Raw genomic sequence first — 17719 nt, 5'->3', positions numbered from 1 at the left:
TCCATGAGCCTGCTCGAAACCCTCGCCACCCTGCGCGCCCACGGCAAGGCCCGCACCACCGGGCTGGACGACGCCACCATCCTCGACTTCGCCGCGCGCGATGCGCAGCTGGGCGAAGTCATCAAAGCAGCCGCATCGGAATATGCGCGCATCAAGGCGGAGTTCCCGGAACTGCTGGCGCTGGACGAGAACGCGCAGGCGCAGGACGTGCAGGCCGGCTTCGTCAATTTCTATGCCGCCGACGCCGCCAATCCCTACGTGGCGCTGGCTGCGCGCGGGCCGTGGATCGTCACCCTGAAGGGCGCGGTGATCTACGACACCGGCGGCTACGGCATGCTCGGCCTTGGCCATACGCCGCAGGCGGTGATCGAGGCGATGACCAGGCCGCAGGCGATGGCCAACATCATGACCCCGCACGTCTCGCAACTGCGCTTCACGCGCGCGATGCGCAATGAAATCGGCCAGACGCAGGGCGCTTGCCCGTATGCCGCCTTCATGTGCTTGAACTCCGGTTCGGAATCCGTCTCGCTGGCGTCGCGCATCGTCGATGCCAATGCCAAGACCATGACCGATGCCGGTGCGCGCCACGCCGGCAAGACGATCAAGCGGCTGGTGGTGAAGGGTGCCTTCCACGGCCGCACCGAACGCCCGGCACTGTATTCGGATTCCAGCCGCAAGACCTACATCCAGCACCTTGCCAGCTTCCGTGGCGAGGATTCGGTCATCACCGTGCCGCCCTACGACGCCGATGCGCTGCGCAGGGTATTCGCCGATGCAGATGCCAACGGTTGGTTCATCGAGGCGATGTTCCTTGAGCCGGTGATGGGCGAAGGCGATCCGGGCCGCAGCGTGCCGGTCGCGTTCTACAAGCTTGCCCGCGAACTGACCCGCGCGCACGGCAGCCTGCTGCTGGTGGATTCGATCCAGGCCGGCCTGCGTGCCACCGGCTATCTGTCGATCGTCGATTACCCCGGCTTCGAAGGCATCGATGCGCCGGACATGGAAACCTATTCCAAGGCGCTGAACGCCGGCCAGTACCCGCTGTCCGTGCTGGCCGTCACCGAGCGCGCCGCCGCCATCTACAAGCGCGGCCTGTACGGCAACACCATGACCGCCAACCCGCGCGCGCTGGACGTGGCCTGCACGGTGCTGGGCCAGCTCACGCCTGCGCTGCGCGCCAACATCCAGCAGCGCGGCAGGCAGGCCATCGAACTGCTGGAAGCCCTGAAGGCGGAATTGAACGGGCCGATCACCAAGGTGCAGGGCACCGGCCTGCTGTTCTCCTGCGAATTGACGACCGATTACAAGGGCTACGGTGCCGGCTCCACCGAGGAATGGATGCGCGAACACGGCATCGGCGTGATCCACGGCGGCGAGAACTCGCTGCGCTTCACCCCGCAGTTCGCCGTCACCGAAGACGAGATGAAGCTGGTGGTGTCGATGGTGAAGCGCGCCATCCTTGAAGGCCCGCGCGTGACGCAGGCTGCTGCGGCCTGAACACCCGTCACCGGCACCGTTAACCGGTGCCGGTGATTCGCTACACTGCGGGGATCATGCAGACACCCCCGCCCTACGACAGCCAGCGCCTGCGCCATCTTGCCGGCGAAATCATCACCAACGTGCGCGAACTGGCGCACGCCGGCTGGACGCCCGCAACCAGCAGCAATTTCTCGTGCCGGCTGGATGACCACCATGCCGCGATCACGGTGTCCGGCCGCGACAAGGGCCGGCTGACCGAAGCCGACATCATGGTGGTGGACTGGAACGGCAAGGCCGTGGGCAGCGACAAGCGCCCGTCCGCCGAAACGCTTTTGCACACGCAGCTTTATGCACGCTTCCCGGAAATCGGCTGCGTGCTGCACACGCATTCGCGCACGCAGACGGTGGCATCGCGGTTGTATGCGCCGCAGGGCTACGTGCGTTTTGAAGGCTACGAATTGCAGAAGGCCTTCGCCGGCAACACCACCCACGAAGGCGCGATGGACGTGCCGGTCTTCGCCAATACGCAGGACATGGAGGAACTGTCCGCATGGGTGGAGAAGAAACTGGAAGAACAAGCGATGTGGGGCTACCTGATCGACGGTCACGGCCTGTACGCATGGGGCCGCGACATGGCCGAGGCGCGCCGGCATCTGGAAGCCTTCGAGTTTTTGCTGGGTTGTGAATTGGAACTAAGGACACTGAAGCAATGAGCCGTTTGCGCATCTTCGACCACGACAAGCCCGAGACGCCGCTGCTTGCGACCTCCAGCCACGCCGAAATGGCCGCCGAACTTGCGAAGATCGGCGTCGCCTTCGAGCAGTGGGAAGCCGCACAGCCCGTGCTGCCGGGCGATCCGCCGGAAGCGATCATGGCTGCCTACAAGAGCGACATCGACCGCCTGGTGGAAGCCAACGGTTTCCGCAGCGTCGATGTGGTGAGCATCGCGCCGGACAACCCGAGCCGCGAGGTGATGCGCGGCAAGTTCCTCGACGAACACTTCCACAAGGAAGACGAGGTGCGCTTCTTCGTGGCCGGCTCCGGCCTGTTCACCCTGCACGTGGGCGACAAGGTCTATGAAGTGCTGTGCGAAACCGGCGACCTGATCGCGGTGCCGGACGGCACCACGCACTGGTTCGACATGGGCCCGGAGCCGAGCTTCATCGCGATCCGCTTCTTCACCGAACCGGACGGCTGGGTCGGCCATTTCACCGGCAGCGACATCGCGTTGAAGTTCCCGCGTTACGAAGCCGGACAAGCCCTCTGAAAAGATGCTGTCATCCCCGCGAAGGCGGGGATCCAGCGTCTTTGATTCCATTCACACGCGAAAGACACTGGACTCCCGCTTTCGCGGGAGTGACGAGCAAATGCAGAAAACCACCATCCTCACCGACATCGAAGGCACCACGTCCTCCATCTCCTTCGTCCGCGACGTATTGTTCCCGTATGCGCGGGCGAAGCTGCCCGGCTTCGTGCGCGAACACGCGCATGAACCCCAGGTGCGCCACTGGCTGGACATGGTCGCCACCGAAAACGGCGGCATGTGCCAGGACGAGATGATCGTCGAGACCCTGCAGGGCTGGATCGATCAGGACCGCAAGCACACCGCGCTGAAGGCCTTGCAGGGCATGGTCTGGGATGCCGGCTACCGCGATGGCGATTTCACCGCGCCGCTGTATCCCGACGTTGCGCCCGCGCTGCGCGCATGGCACGGGGCCGGACATGCGTTGGCCGTGTATTCCTCCGGTTCGGTGCCGGCACAGAAGCTGCTGTTCGCGCATACCGACGCCGGCGACCTGACGCCGCTGTTCAGCGGTTTCTTCGATACCGAAGTTGGCGGCAAGCGCGAGGCCGAAAGCTACCGCGTGATCGCACAGCGACTGGCACAGCAACCGGGCGACATCCTGTTCCTGTCCGACGTGGTGGCCGAACTTGATGCCGCCCGTGACGCCGGCCTGCGCACGGTGCTGCTGGATCGCCATGAGGACTACCCGCAGCCACGCCTTGGCGATGATGCAAACGGCCACGTTCGCGCCGAATCATTCGCGCAGATCGACCCCACCGCGTAGTGGAAGCGGCTTTTGTGGAAGCGGCTTTTGTGGAAGCGGCTTTTGTGGAAGCGGCTTTTGTGGAAGCGGCTTTTGTGGGAGCGGCCCTTGGCCGCGACTGAGGTTCCGGCAAACGCCATCGCAGCAAGGTGCCGCTCCTGCAGTCATACCAGTTGCCCACACGGTGGATCGTGGCTAATGCGCTCGCGCGGGCGCATCCTCTCTACAATAGGCGGATGACCGACAACATCCGCACCTCCTTCCACGGCTTCGAACAGATCCCGCTGCGCGAATACGCCGAGCGCGCCTACCTCGACTACTCGATGTACGTGGTGCTGGACCGCGCCCTGCCCTTCGTCGGCGACGGGTTGAAGCCGGTGCAGCGCCGCATCATCTATGCGATGAGCGAACTGGGGCTGGCCGCCAGCGCCAAGCCGAAGAAGTCCGCGCGCACCGTGGGCGACGTGATCGGCAAATACCACCCGCACGGCGACTCGGCCTGCTACGAAGCACTGGTGCTGATGGCGCAGCCGTTCAGCTATCGCTATCCGCTGATCGATGGACAGGGCAACTTCGGCTCCAGTGATGATCCCAAGTCGTTCGCGGCGATGCGCTACACCGAATCCAAGCTCTCGCCCATCGCCGAAGTGCTGCTGGGCGAACTCGGCCAGGGCACCGTGGATTGGGATCCGAACTTCGACGGCACGCTGGAAGAACCCACATGGCTACCGGCGCGGTTGCCGCACCTGCTGCTGAACGGCACCACCGGCATTGCCGTGGGCATGGCGACCGACGTGCCGCCGCACAACCTCAATGAAATCGTCAGCGCCTGCGTGCGCCTGCTGGACGATCCCGATGCCAGCGTGCGCGAGCTGTGCGAGCACGTGCGCGGCCCGGACTATCCCACCGCCGCCGAGATCATCACGCCTACCGCCGACCTGATGACGATGTACGAAACCGGCAACGGTAGCGTGCGTGCGCGTGCGGTGTTCGTGAAGGAAAACACCAATATCGTCGTCACCGAGCTGCCCTATCAGGTATCGCCATCGAAGGTGATCGAACAGATCGCGAACCAGATGCGGGCAAAGAAACTGCCGTGGCTGGAAGACATCCGCGACGAATCCGACCACGCCAACCCCACCCGCATCGTGCTGGTGCCGCGCAGCAACCGCGTCGATGCCGAACAGTTGATGGGCCATCTGTTCGCCACCACCGATCTGGAAAAGAGCTTCCGCGTCAACTTGAACGTGATCGGGCTGGACGGTCGCCCGCAGGTGAAGAACCTGAAGCTGCTTTTGACCGAATGGCTGGCGTTCCGGCAGGACACGGTGACCCGCCGCTTGAAGCATCGCCTCGACAAGGTGGAGCGCCGCCTGCACCTGTTGGAAGGCCTGCTGGTCGCCTTCCTCAATCTGGATGAAGTCATCCGCATCATCCGCAGCGAGGACGAGCCGAAGGCCGCGTTGATCGCGCGCTTCAAGCTGAGCGAAGACCAGGCCGACTACATCCTCGATACGAAACTGAAGCAGCTCGCGCGGCTGGAGGAAATGAAGATTCGCGGCGAGCAGGATGAACTGGACAGCGAACGCGACCGCCTGATCGCCATCCTCGGCAGCAAGGCCAAGCTGAAAAAACTCATCAAGGATGAATTGCTGGCCGATGCCAAGAAGTTTGGCGATGCGCGCCGCAGCCCGCTGGTGGCACGCGAAGCGGCGCAGGCCTTGGCTGAAACCGAACTGGTCGCCAGCGAGCCGATGACCGTGGTGCTGAGTGAAAAGGGCTGGGTGCGTGCGGCCAAGGGCCATGACATCGATGCCGCATCGCTGAGCTATCGCGAAGGCGACGGCCTGCTGGGCGCAGCGCGCGGGCGCAGCAACCAGCAGGTGGCCTTCCTGGACTCGGCCGGGCGCAGCTATTCCACCGCCGTGCATACCCTGCCCAGCGCACGCGGCAATGGCGAACCGCTGACCGGACGCTTCACGCCTGCGCCGGGCGCGGCCTTCCAGGCGCTTGCCAGTGGCGACAATGACGCGCGCTTCGTGATTGCATCCAGCCACGGCTACGGCTTCGTCACCCGCTTCGAAAACCTGACCTCGCGCAACAAGGCCGGCAAGGCGATGCTCTCGTTGTCGGAAGGCGCAAGCGTGCTGCAACCGGCTGCGGTGGCCGATGCCGCCAGCGACCGCATAGTCGCCGTCACCAGCGCCGGCCATGTGCTGGCGTTCCCGTTGTCCGAGCTGCCGGAACTCGACAAGGGCAAGGGCAACAAGATCATCGAAATCCCGAAGGCCAAGCGCGGCACCGAGCGCGTGGTGGCGATTGCGGTGGTGCCGCAGGACGGCAGGCTGCTGGTGAAATCCGGCGCACGCACGATGACGCTGGCGTTCAAGGAACTGGACGATTACGTGGGTACACGCGGCTCGCGCGGTGGCCTGCTGCCGCGCGGCTGGCAGAAGGTGGACGGGCTGGCGGTGGAACGCGGATGACCAAGGGGCCGACCCGGCTGGACGTTGCCGTTGGCTACGCGGTGCCGCGCACCGGCGTGCCCGCCGCCAACAGCTTCCGCAAATGGGTGGCGGCGGCACTGGCCGGACGCATCCGCGAAGCCGACCTTGCCATCCGCATCGTCGATGACCGCGAAGGCCGTGCGCTGAATCATCACTATCGCGGCAAGGACTACGCCACCAATGTGCTGAGCTTCCCGGCGCAGCTGCCGGAAGGCTTGCCCAAGGGCGTGAAGCTGCCACTGCTGGGCGATCTGGTGATCTGCGCACCGGTGGTGGCGCGCGAAGCCGCCGAACAGGGCAAGCCGCTGGCCGCGCACTACGCGCACCTGACCGTACACGGCACCTTGCACCTGCTGGGCTGGGATCACGAAGACGCGCAGGAAGCCGACGCGATGGAACAACTGGAACGCGAGATATTGGCCGGGCTCGGCCTGCCCGACCCCTACCGCGACGGCTAAGGAAGCTCTGAACAGTTTCCGGAACGTCATCCCGGCGCAAGCCGGGATCCAGCCTTTTTCGATTATTTATCGAAGAGCTGGATACGCAGACAGAATGTCTGCGAAAAGATGCCGGCTTGCGCCGGAATGACGGCTCGTTCAGGCTTCCCTGAAACACTCTCAGTCTTTCTTCGTCACGGCCTGCTGCACCAGCCCGATTTCGCGCGCCAGCGCCACGAAGCGCGGATGCTCGGCATAGCGCGAGACGAACGGCATGTAGCGGATTTCCACGATGCCGGGGTCGCCGGTCTTGCGCGCCACGTCCAGCCAGTGGAACACCGCATCCTCGTCATCGCGCTGCGCGTGGATGCCGGCGATCTGGGTTGCGCCTTCGTCGGCATGCTCGCGCACCAGCACCTGCAACTGCGCGTCCGAAGCGGCGCGTTCGCCATTCGCCCAGTGCGCCATCGCCAGTGCATAGCTGCGCCACAGCGGCACGGGTTCGCGGCGGGCGATCTCCACCGCTTCGGCGGGCCGGTTCTGCTGGAACACCGCAATCGCCAGCAGTGCATTCGCCAATGTGATGTCCGGCTGCAGGGCCAGCGCCTGCCGCAGCACATGCTCGGCCTGCGGGTAGTCGGCCATGCCCAGATAGACGCCGCCAAGACTGAACAGCGTGGGCGCGGAGAGTGGATTGAGCTTCAGCGCATGGCGCAAGGTTTCGGCAGCCTCGCGCAACTGGCCGAAGGCGGTCTGCTGCACGGCCAGCGTGGTGAGCAGGCCCGCGTCCTGCGGCGCGAGTGCCAGCGCGCGGCGGGTGGCATCCATCGCACCGGAAGGATCCAGCGCGATGCCGCCCAGCCACGCCGCATTGGCGCGGTGCGATTCGGCGCTGTTTGGTGCCAGCCGCATCGCCGCAGCGGCATCACGACGCGCCTGCTCGCCCTGCTCGCGATCCTGCTCCGCGCCCAGCGGGAAGCGCGTCACCTGCTGGATGCGGGCCTGCGCCAGCCGCGCATGCGCATAGGCATAGTCAGGGTCGATTTCCACCGCACGCCGGTAGGCATCCACCGCTTGCCGCGCGCTGAAGATGTCCGCGCCGCGATAAGCCTCGTTGCCTTTCAGCACCGCTTCGTAGGCCTGCAAGCTGCCGCCGGGCGGGCGGTCATCCTGCGCGTCGGTGGCGTCCCACTTCACCTGCAAGGCATTGGCAAGCGCTGTCGCAATCTCGTCCTGCACCGCAAACAACCCGCTGTACGGGCTTTCGTAGCGCTGCGTCCACGCCGGCTGCCCGTCCGAGGTGCGCAACAGCGAAAGTTCGATGCGCAGCTTGTCGTCCTGCCGCTGCATGCTGCCGCGCACCAGATGGGTCGCGCCCAGCTTGTCGCCGACCACGCTGTTGAGGTCGCTGGCATCGCGGAACTGGAACGAGGAATCGGTGCTGACCACGGTCACGCCCGGCATACGCGCCAGCACCCCGGCCAGATGTTCGGCCAGTCCGTCGGTCAGGTAGCTGGCATCGGCGATATCGCCCTGCGCCACCAGCGGCAGCACCGCCACGGTGATGACGCCCTGCGCCTGCGGCAGGGCCACCGCCTCCGTCGCAACCTCGGCAGGCGGGCGCGAACACCCCAGCACCAGCGCCAGAACCGCGATCAGTACGGTGATTGGGGCGGCGACCCGCCGCCAGCCCGCGCCCATGCCGTTTGCCATATTCATCCCGTACCTGAAATCAGCCCATCCAACGAAGTCATTACGTAAAAAGACCGCGATTCAGGACACGGACAGGGACAGGTTCGCGCCCCGGCGGGCGGATTCGCTAGACTGCACCCACGCAAACTGGCAACACAGGTTTCCACCCCCATGTCCGAGGACGACAGTCGGCACGAAGCCGACTCCGCAGATAGACCCGGCGACAAGCCGCGCCGTTCGTGGCTGGATCGCATCAGCTCGGCGCTGTCCGGCGAGCCGAGCAGCCGCGACGACCTGATCGAACTGCTGCGCGACGTGCAATCCGACGGCCTGATCGGCCCGGACACCCTGCGCATGATGGAAGGCGCCATCGCGGTGGCCGACATGACCGTCGGCGAGGTGATGGTCTCGCGCGCGCAGATGGTCGCGCTGCCCGCTGACGGCAACTTCCTTGACCTGATGAAACAGGTGGTGGAATCCGGCCATTCGCGCTTCCCGGTGCATGGCGAGGACAAGGACGAGATCCTCGGCATCCTGCTGGCGAAAGACCTGCTGCGCGGCGTGGTGGCCGACAACGGCCCCGGCACCATCCGCGAGCTGCTGCGCCCTGCGGTGCTGATCCCGGAATCCAAGAACCTCAACGTGCTGCTGCGCGAGTTCCGCCAGTCGCGCAACCACATGGCCATCGTCATCGACGAATACGGCGGCGTGGCCGGGCTTGTGACCATCGAGGACGTGCTGGAGCAGATCGTCGGCGAGATCGACGACGAGCATGACGATGCGGCCGACGAATCCACCCTGATCGCCGCGCAGGCAGACGGCCAGTACGTGGTCGATGCGCTGACGCCGATTTCCGATTTCAACGAGCGTTTCAGCGCCGATTTCGACGACAGCGAATACGACACCATCGGCGGACTGGTGACTGCTGCCATCGGCCACCTGCCGGAAGCCGGCGAGGAATTGACCCTGGGCCGTTTCAGCTTCCGCGTTGCCAGCGCCGACGCACGCCGCCTGCTCGCCCTGCATGTGGGTGTGCATGCAGACGACTGAAACCGAAAAACCAGAAGCCGGCATTCCCGCGCCTTCCAATTCCGTCATTCCCGCGAAGGCGGGAATCCATGGACTTTCTGCCTTTTCTTTCCACATGACGCACAACGTCCTTGGATTCCCGCCTTCGCGGGAATGACGAGCAAACATCATGCGTATTGCCGGATTACTGTTCGCCACCTTCCTTCTGGCCTGCGCGACAGGCGGCGCATGGGCGCAGACACAGACAACCGAGGCACTCGCACCTCGCATCGGCGTGGTCACGATGGGGCCGGGCGAGGTGTTCTGGGAGCGCTTCGGCCACGACGCCATCGTGGTGCAGGAACCTGGCAGCGGACAGGCGACCAGCTACAACTTCGGTTTCTTCGACATGGCCGAAGACGGCTTCATCAAACGCTTCGTCAAGGGCCAGATGCAATACATGCTGGTGGCGCTGCCGCTGGAGCAGGACCTTGCCTACTACCGCGAGGTCGGGCGCGGCGCATCGATCCAGTGGTTAAACCTTGACCCGGCGCAGGCGCATCAACTTGCTGCTGACCTCGCCGAAAACGCGAAGCCCGAAAACGCCCGCTACCGCTATGACTACTACACCGACAACTGCGCCACCCGCGTGCGCGACGCGCTGGATCGCGCACTGGGCGGGCAGTTGCGCAGGCAGCTTGAAGTGCGTTCCAGCGGCGATACGTATCGCAGCGAATCGCTGCGGCTGGCCTCACCCGCGCCGTGGATGTGGCTGGGTTTCGACCTTGGGCTGGGGCCGCGCGGCGACCGCCCGTTGAGCCGCTGGGAACAGGCTTTCCTGCCGCGTCGGCTGGCCGATGACCTGCGCGATGCAAAACGCGCCGATGGCAGGCCGCTGGTGTTCGAGGAAATCGAACTGCTGCCGCAGCAGGTGGCCGCAGAGCCACGGGAATCACCGCGCCGGCTGTGGCCATGGCTGCTGGGTGGCATCGCGACGGCCATGCTCATCCTGATTGCCGCGCGCCGGATGCCGCGCACGCTGGCCGGCATCGCCCTGCCGTTCTGGCTTGCCTGCGGCGTGCTGGGCCTGATCCTCGCGCTGGGCTGGGCCTTCACCGACCACGTCGCGCTGTGGGCCAACCGCAACCTGCTGCTGCTCAGCCCGCTGTGCCTGTTGCTGTTGCCGGGCGGGTTTGCGCTGCTGCGCGGGCGCAGGCCTTCGCCACGCTTCCGCGCGCTGCTCATCGCCATCGCGCTGCTCGCGGCGCTGGCCTGCCTGCCGCTGTGGCTGCAGGTGCTGCCGCAGCGCAACGGCTACTGGATCGCGCTGCTGCTGCCGATCCATGCGGCCTTTGCCTGGGCGTATCGCAGGCCCTCACGCTGAACCGTGTCTTGCCGGTTGCAGGCATGCAATGCAGGATGCCGTGATGAATGCCATCAGCTTGCCGACCAGCGTCATCAACTGCGCCGCCTACGACCGCCAGGGCCAGCGCCACGACATCGATCTGGACGCGATCAGCGACGTGCTGGCCGCGGACGACGGCAGCTTTGTGTGGGTGGGCCTGTACGAGCCGGATGCGGCGCTGCTGGACAAGCTGCAGGAAGAGTTCGGCCTGCACGACCTGGCCGTCGAGGACGCACAGAACGCGCACCAGCGGCCCAAGCTGGAGCCTTACGGCAATACCCTGTTCATCGCCGCGCATACCGTGCAGCAGGTCGAAGGCCATGTGCGCTTTGGCGAAACCCATGTCTTCGTCGGGCCACGCTTCCTGGTCACCGTGCGCCACGGCGCCTCGCTGAGTTTCGCCGCTGCACGCCAGCGGCTGGAGCGCGAGCCCGAGCTGTTCGCCTACGGCCCCAGCGTTGCCCTGTACGCCGTGCTCGACTTCATCGTGGACAACTACAGGCCGATTGCAGCCGCCTTCGAGGACGAACTGGACGCGCTGGAGCAGGACGTGTTTGCCGAAACCTACAAGCGCGGCACCATCCGCCGCCTGTACGAGTTGCGCAAGGAGCTGACCCAGATGCGGATGGCGGTTGCGCCGATGCAGGACATCCTCTCGCAATTGATGCGTGCGCCGGCCTTCCCCATCCCCGACAAGGTGCGCCCCTACTTCCGCGACGTGCATGACCACGCGGTGCGCGTGGGCGACACCATCGACACCCTGCGTGAGATGGTGGCCGCCGCGATGAACGTGAACTTGTCGCTGGTGACCGTGGCGCAGGGCGAGATCGTCAAGAAACTGGCCGGCTGGGCCGGCCTGCTGGCCGCGCCCACGCTCATCGCAAGCTGGTATGGCATGAACTTCGACCACATGCCGGAACTGCACGGGCGCTGGAGCTATGCGGTGCTGATCGGCGCGGTGGCACTCACCTGCGCACTGCTCTATCGCAGCTTGCGCAAGGCCGGCTGGCTGTAGTCCGCACGCATTCGACCAAAGTCGAAGGCTTCACGCTGCAACGCGGATTGACCGCAGCCCGCTGCCGGTGGACGCTTGCCCGATCCACCGGGAGGCGACGATGAAATCATTTTCGAAGTTGGCTTGGGCGGCGCTGGCACTGCTGGGCGCCTTCTGCCTGGGTACCGTGGCACTGCGGCGCGGCGAGCAGATCAATGCGCTGTGGATCGTGGTCGCCGCGATCTCGATCTATCTCATCGCCTACCGCTACTACAGCCTGTTCATCGCCAACAAGGTGCTGGGGCTGGATCCTGCGCGCGCAACGCCGGCGCACGTCCACAACGACGGGCTGGACTTCGTGCCCACCAACAAGCATGTGCTGTTTGGCCATCACTTCGCCGCCATCGCAGGGGCTGGCCCGCTGGTCGGGCCGGTGCTGGCCGCGCAGATGGGCTACCTGCCCGGCACGCTGTGGCTGATCGCGGGCGTGGTGCTGGCCGGCGCGGTGCAGGACTTCATGGTGCTGTTCATTTCCAGCCGCCGCGATGGGCGCTCGCTGGGCGACCTGGTGCGCGAGGAAATGGGCCGCGTACCCGGCACCATCGCGCTGTTCGGTGCCTTCCTCATCATGGTCATCATCCTCGCGGTGCTGGCGATGATCGTGGTGAAGGCACTGGCGGAAAGCCCGTGGGGCACCTTCACCGTGCTGGCCACCATTCCGCTGGCGATCTTCATGGGCGTCTATATGCGCTACATCCGCCCGGGCAAGATCGGCGAGATTTCGATCATCGGCGTGGTGCTGCTGTTGCTTGCGATCTGGGTAGGCGGCAAGGTCGGCGCGCATCCAACCTGGGGGCCGGCGTTCACCTTCACCGGCATCCAGCTCACATGGATGCTGATCGGCTACGGCTTCGTGGCGGCGGTGCTGCCGGTGTGGTTGCTGCTTGCGCCGCGCGACTATCTATCCACCTTCCTCAAGATCGGCACCATCCTGGCACTGGCGATCGGCATCTTCATCGTGATGCCGCAGCTGAAGATGCCGGCGCTGACCCAGTTCACCGACGGCAGCGGGCCGGTGTGGAAGGGCAGCATGTTCCCGTTCCTGTTCATCACGATTGCCTGCGGCGCGGTGTCCGGCTTCCATGCGCTGATTTCCTCCGGCACCACGCCCAAGCTGCTGGCGAACGAAACGCATGCACGCTACATCGGCTATGGCGGCATGCTGATCGAATCGTTCGTGGCGATCATGGCGCTGGTGGCGGCATCGGTGATCGAACCGGGCGTCTATTTCGCGATGAACAGCCCCGCCGCTCTGGTCGGCAGTGATGCCGAAGCGGTGGCGCGCACGGTGAGCGAATGGGGCTTCGTCATCACGCCCGAGGTGCTGACCGCCACTGCCGCAGACATCGGCGAACACACTATCCTGTCGCGCGCGGGCGGCGCGCCGACGCTGGCGGTGGGCATCGCCCAGATCCTGCATGCGGCACTGCCCATCGGCGGCGGTGCGATGGCGTTCTGGTACCACTTCGCGATCCTGTTCGAGGCGCTGTTCATCCTGACCGCGGTCGATGCCGGCACCCGCGCCGGTCGCTTCATGCTGCAGGACCTGCTGGGCAGCTTCGTGCCCGCGCTCAAGCGCACCGAGGCATGGGGGCCGAACATGCTGGCGACCGCCGGCTGCGTGGCGCTGTGGGGTTACTTCCTGTACCAGGGCGTGACCGATCCGCTGGGCGGCATCAACATGCTGTGGCCGCTGTTCGGCATCGCCAACCAGATGCTGGCCGGGATCGCGCTGATGCTGTGTACGGTGGTGCTGTTCAAGATGAAGAAGGACCGCTACGCCTGGGTGTCGGTCGTGCCGACGACGTGGCTGCTGATCTGCACGGTCAGTGCCGGCTTCATCAAGCTGTTCGACGCGGATGCCAAGGTGGGCTTCCTGGCGCAGGCCAGCCGTTATCGCGCGGCGATTGATGCAGGCGAGTTGATCGCACCGTCGAAGGACATGGGCGGCATGCAGCAGATCATGTTCAACAACTACGTCAACGCCGGCCTGACCGCGCTGTTCCTGCTGGTGGTGTTGAGCGTGCTGTTCTATTCGGTGCTGGCGATCCTGAAGGCGCGCCGCAACCCGCAGCGCTCCGATCGTCAAACGCCGCACGTCGCGCTGGACGAAGACCAGCAGAGGGCATGGCTGTGACCGGTACCGCGCTGGTCACCGCCGACTACCACGCCACCCACAAGCGCGCGTGGCGGCGGCTGGTGCAGACCGCGCGGCTGTGCTGCGGCATCCCGGACTACGACAACTACGTGCGGCACGTGCTGGAAAAACACCCGGACCGCGAGCCGATGGATTACCGGACGTTCTTCCGCGAACGACAGGAAGCCCGCTTCGGCGGGCGCAGCGGGTTCCGCTGCTGTTGAGGCAAGGCGTTCAGCCCGCGCCAGCCATCGCGCGCAGCACGATGCCCACGACATAGGCCAGCACGGTGCCGGTGGCATAACCCAGCGCGCCCAACAGTGCGCCAACGGGTGCCAGCGACGGATGGAACACCGATGCCACCACCGGTGCGGATGCCGGGCCACCGATGTTGCTCTGGCTACCCATCGCGAAGAAGAAGAACGGCACCTTGAGCAGCCGCCCCAGCAGCCACAGCAGCACGATGTGGACGAGGATCCAGACCAGCCCCAGTGCCAGCACCCAGGGCTTGTCGGCCAGCGCACCGATGTCCATCTGCATGCCGATGCAGGCGATCAGCACGTACAGGAACAGGGTGCCGATCTTCGACGCGCCCGCCCCGTCCAGCCTGCGCGCGCGGGTGAAACTGAGCCCCAATCCCGCGAAGGTGGACAGCACCACCACCCACACGAAGGGCTCGTGCAGGCTGACCGTGCGCGCCCACGACACATTGGCCCCGAACCACGCCGACAGCGGCGCGGCGATGGCATGCGCCAGGCCCACCGTGCCGAAGGCGATGCCGACGATCACCATCAGGTCGGACAGGCTGGCCACCCGCGAATGCTGGGCTTCGTAATCAGCCAGCCGCTGCTTGAGGTCGTCGATCGCGCGGGTGTCCGCGCCGCTGCGCGTATCGATGGCGCCGGCGCGATTGGCGAGGAAGATCAGCACCGCCATCCACACATAGCCCACCGCCACATCGACCACCACGAACTGGCCGAAGGTGGTCTCGCCCACGCCGAACACTTCCTTCATCGCCACCATGTTCGCGCCGCCGCCGATCCAGCTTCCGGCAAGCGCAGCCATGCCGCCCCAGGTGTCACCGGCAACGGTGTCCGGATGCAGCAGGCCCATCAGCCAGAACGAAGCGAATGCACCCAGCATCACCGTCAGCGATGCGCCGAAGTACATCGCCAGCACCTTCCACCCAAGCCCAAGCACACCCTTGAGGTCGATGGTCAAGGTCAGCAGCACCAGCGACGCCGGCAGCAGCACGCGGCTGGCGACCGGGTTGTAGAGCTTGCTCGCACTGCCGTCGATCAGGCCGATGGAATTGAAGATGCCGGGAATGAAGTAGCACAGCAGCAGTGGCGGCACGATGCCGTAGAACTTCTTCCATGCGCCGGTCTCGCGCGATGCAGTCCAGAACACCGCCCCAAGCGTCGCTGCGATCAGGCCGAACAGGACGATGTCGTTCTGGATCAGTGCGGTGCTGCTGGCGGCTTCGGTCATGTCTTGCCACTCCGTCATCCCGGCGAACGCCGGGATCCAGCTTTCAATGGAAGGAAAAACGGAAGAACTGGATCCCGGCGTTCGCCGGGATGACAGTCGCGGACATCACTGGCCGATGTGCTTCTTCAGCCAGCCGTTCACCGTCTGGTGCCACTGCACGCTGTTCTGCGGCTTCAGCACCCAGTGGTTCTCGTCCGGGAAGTACAGGAACTGCGAATCCACACCCTTGCGCTGCAGCGCGCTGAACAGCGCAATGCCCTGCTCCACCGGGATGCGGAAATCCTGCTGGCCGTGGATGACCAGCATCGGCACCTTGAAGTTGGCGACATGGTTGGCCGGGTTGAACTTCTGGTAGCCCTGCGGATTGTCGTAAGGCGTGCCGCCGTTTTCCCATTCGCTGAACCACAGCTCCTCGGTGGCGTAGCCCATGGCGTTGTTCTCGAACACGCCGTCATGGCTGACCAGGCACTTCCACGGTTCGTTCCAGTTGCCGGCGATCCAGTTGACCATGAAGCCGCCGTAGCTCGCGCCCAGCGCACAGGCCTTGCTGCCATCGAGGAAGGCGTACTTCTGCTGCGCCGCTGCCCAGCCCTTCTGCAAATCCTCCAGCGGACGGTCGCCCCAGTGGCCGCTGATCGCATCGGTGAACGCCTGTCCATAACCAGTGGAGCCGTGGAAGTCGATCATCACCACCGCATAGCCCTGCCCCGCGTAGGTCTGCGGGTTCCAGCGGTAGCTCCAGCCGTCGCCGAAGCTGCCCTGCGGGCCACCGTGGATCAGGAAGGCGACCGGGTACTTTCTGCCTTTCTGGTAATTCCACGGCTTGACCACGTAGCCATGCACGGTTTCGCCGTTCCAGCCGGCAAAGGTGAACTGCTCGTACTCGCCCCATGCAACATCCGGCAGCATCTCGCCCGCGCTGGGCGTGATCGCGCGCAGGCTGGCACCGACATCATCGCTGGTGGTGTAGATCACGTCGCCGGTCTTCATCGAATTGCGCGACACCGCCAGTGTCTGCCCGGCCATGTCGAATGCGGAAACAGTGCCATCACCGATGACCTTGCGTACATCACCGCCCGCGATTTCCACCGCGAACAGCGGATGCTGGCCCAGTTCCTGCGCAGTGGTGTAAATCCGCTCACCGTCATCTGACAGGACGATGCCGTCTGCGCTGCGATCCCATTCCGGCGCGATCTCGCGCACCTTGCCGTTGTCCAGATCCATCGACATCAGCGCGAAGCGATCCGCCTCGAAGCCGGGGCGCTTCATCGCGCGGTAGTACAGGGTCTTGCCATCTGCAGAAAACACCGGGCCGGCGTCCCAGGCCTTGTTGGCAGCGGTCAGGTTGCGCGCGCCGCTGCCATCGGCATTCACCAGCCAAATGTCGAAGTTGGTGTTCCACGGCTCCTCGCGGTCGGCCAGGCGCACGCTCATCGCCACCTGGCTGCCATTGGGCGACCACGCGAAGTCGGACAGGTCACCAAACGGCTTGGAAGGAATGTCACCAAAGATGCCGCCACTGAGCAGCGTGGCCGAGGTCAGCATCGCATCGCCATTCAATGATGCTGCGAACACGCGATTCAGACGGCCATCGTTCCACGTATCCCAGTGGCGGATGAACATGCGGTCGAACACCACGCCCGTGCTCTTGCGCGCGGCGGCTTCGTCCAGCTTCTTTTTCGTGCAGGCAAGATCGGCCTTGCAATCGGGGAACACGGCGAACGCCAGCGCGACCTTGCTGCCATCGGGTGAGAGCTTGTAACCATCCACGTCCAGCGTGAAATCGGTCAGGCGCTTCGGCTCGCCACCACCAACCGGGATCGAATACAGCTGCATCGAGCCGGACTTCGCACTGAGGAAATACACGCTTGCGCCATCCGCAGAGAACGCGGGCGAATTGACGTTCCAGCCTTCCGGCGTCAGCTGCTTTGGCGGCGCGTTGTCGCGCGTCACCAGATTGCGTGTCCACAACGAGGTGCTCGACTTGTGGGTGTCCTTGTTGACCACGCGCTTGGCAAACACCAACACCTGCCCGTCCGGCGACAGCGTGGGCGCAGAATGGCGATCCATGTAGGCCATGTCCTGCACGGTGAAACCGCGCTGCGCCGCGTTGGCGGCGAGCGGCAATGACAGTGCGAGGGCAAACGGAAGGATGGCGTGGCGGAGGTTCATGGTGAATCCTTTGATGTACTTTCGGTTGCAGTTGCGATGCTCGCTCGTCATCCCCGCGCAGGCGGGGATCCATGGACGTTATTCATCGCGAAAGTCCATGGGTTCCCGCCTTCGCGGGAACGACGGTCAGGTTGCGTGCGGATTGGCCTTCGCGCCGGTGCGGTAGATCAGCCAGCCGACCACGGCCAGCACCGCCAGGCCAATGCCTTGGCCGAAGTGGAACTGCTCCGGCAACGCCAGTACATCGGCACGCTCGCTGACCACGATCGGAATCGCAATCGCAATTCCC

General features: G+C 65.1%; 14 protein-coding genes. 11 read left to right on the top strand and 3 right to left on the bottom strand.

Features of this window, described 5'->3' with window-relative positions; genetic code table 11:
* Positions 1 to 3 precede the first annotated feature (3 nt).
* The 6 genes from QM612_RS03885 to ybeY all read left to right on the top strand — a co-directional run bounded on the left by QM612_RS03885 (position 4) and on the right by ybeY (position 6492).
* On the top strand, positions 4 to 1497 hold the full coding sequence (locus QM612_RS03885) for an aminotransferase class III-fold pyridoxal phosphate-dependent enzyme (RefSeq protein ID WP_415252583.1): 1494 nt from the start codon (positions 4 to 6) through the stop codon (positions 1495 to 1497).
* Positions 1498 to 1553: 56 nt separating this feature from the next.
* On the top strand, positions 1554 to 2192 hold the full coding sequence (locus QM612_RS03880; protein WP_415252582.1) for a methylthioribulose 1-phosphate dehydratase: 639 nt from the start codon (positions 1554 to 1556) through the stop codon (positions 2190 to 2192).
* Positions 2189 to 2746: a 1,2-dihydroxy-3-keto-5-methylthiopentene dioxygenase gene (locus tag QM612_RS03875; protein ID WP_415252581.1), complete on the top strand. Its 558-nt coding sequence runs from the start codon at positions 2189 to 2191 to the stop codon at positions 2744 to 2746. Before QM612_RS03880 ends, QM612_RS03875 begins: the two co-directional genes overlap by 4 nt.
* 100 nt (positions 2747 to 2846) lie before the next feature.
* Positions 2847 to 3548, top strand: a complete 702-nt coding sequence (mtnC, locus tag QM612_RS03870; protein WP_415252580.1) for an acireductone synthase — start codon at positions 2847 to 2849, stop codon at positions 3546 to 3548.
* A 215-nt stretch (positions 3549 to 3763) separates the two neighbouring features.
* Positions 3764 to 6013, top strand: a complete 2250-nt coding sequence (gene parC / locus QM612_RS03865; protein WP_415252579.1) for a DNA topoisomerase IV subunit A — start codon at positions 3764 to 3766, stop codon at positions 6011 to 6013.
* Positions 6010 to 6492, top strand: a complete 483-nt coding sequence (ybeY, locus tag QM612_RS03860; RefSeq protein WP_415252578.1) for an rRNA maturation RNase YbeY — start codon at positions 6010 to 6012, stop codon at positions 6490 to 6492. Before parC ends, ybeY begins: the two co-directional genes overlap by 4 nt.
* Before the next feature lie 159 nt (positions 6493 to 6651).
* On the opposite strand, the gene QM612_RS03855 is transcribed toward ybeY, so the two are convergent.
* Positions 6652 to 8190 carry a hypothetical protein gene (locus tag QM612_RS03855; RefSeq protein WP_415252577.1) on the bottom strand — a complete coding sequence of 513 codons (1539 nt, stop codon included), beginning with the start codon at positions 8188 to 8190 and terminating at the stop codon, positions 6652 to 6654.
* Between the two features lie 144 nt (positions 8191 to 8334).
* Here QM612_RS03855 and QM612_RS03850 point away from each other — a divergent pair, with 144 nt between their 5' ends.
* The 5 genes from QM612_RS03850 (at position 8335) to QM612_RS03830 (ending at position 13991) form a co-directional block, all read left to right on the top strand.
* Positions 8335 to 9213 carry an HlyC/CorC family transporter gene (locus QM612_RS03850; RefSeq protein ID WP_415252576.1) on the top strand — a complete coding sequence of 293 codons (879 nt, stop codon included), beginning with the start codon at positions 8335 to 8337 and terminating at the stop codon, positions 9211 to 9213.
* 148 nt (positions 9214 to 9361) lie between these two features.
* Positions 9362 to 10555 (top strand): DUF4105 domain-containing protein, encoded by a 1194-nt coding sequence (locus QM612_RS03845; protein WP_415252575.1) that lies wholly within the window; start codon positions 9362 to 9364, stop codon positions 10553 to 10555.
* A gap of 43 nt (positions 10556 to 10598) precedes the next feature.
* Positions 10599 to 11591 carry a magnesium and cobalt transport protein CorA gene (locus QM612_RS03840; RefSeq protein WP_415252574.1) on the top strand — a complete coding sequence of 331 codons (993 nt, stop codon included), beginning with the start codon at positions 10599 to 10601 and terminating at the stop codon, positions 11589 to 11591.
* Positions 11592 to 11691: 100 nt separating this feature from the next.
* Positions 11692 to 13767, top strand: coding sequence for a carbon starvation CstA family protein (locus tag QM612_RS03835; RefSeq protein WP_415252573.1), 2076 nt, complete (start codon positions 11692 to 11694; stop codon positions 13765 to 13767).
* On the top strand, positions 13758 to 13991 hold the full coding sequence (locus QM612_RS03830) for a YbdD/YjiX family protein (RefSeq protein WP_415252572.1): 234 nt from the start codon (positions 13758 to 13760) through the stop codon (positions 13989 to 13991). Before QM612_RS03835 ends, QM612_RS03830 begins: the two co-directional genes overlap by 10 nt.
* A gap of 10 nt (positions 13992 to 14001) precedes the next feature.
* Here QM612_RS03830 and QM612_RS03825 read toward each other — a convergent pair whose 3' ends face one another.
* Entirely contained in the window at positions 14002 to 15258 is a 1257-nt protein-coding gene (locus tag QM612_RS03825) for a DUF819 domain-containing protein (protein ID WP_415252571.1), read from the bottom strand.
* 105 nt (positions 15259 to 15363) lie between these two features.
* Positions 15364 to 17430 (bottom strand): prolyl oligopeptidase family serine peptidase, encoded by a 2067-nt coding sequence (locus tag QM612_RS03820; RefSeq protein WP_415252570.1) that lies wholly within the window; start codon positions 17428 to 17430, stop codon positions 15364 to 15366.
* Positions 17431 to 17719: the final 289 nt, after the last annotated feature.

Origin of the sequence: Thermomonas sp., assembly GCF_047606765.1 — a bacterium.
In the GTDB taxonomy this organism is placed as follows: Bacteria; Pseudomonadota; Gammaproteobacteria; order Xanthomonadales; family Xanthomonadaceae; genus Thermomonas.
This window is presented reverse-complemented; position numbering and strand designations above follow the sequence as displayed.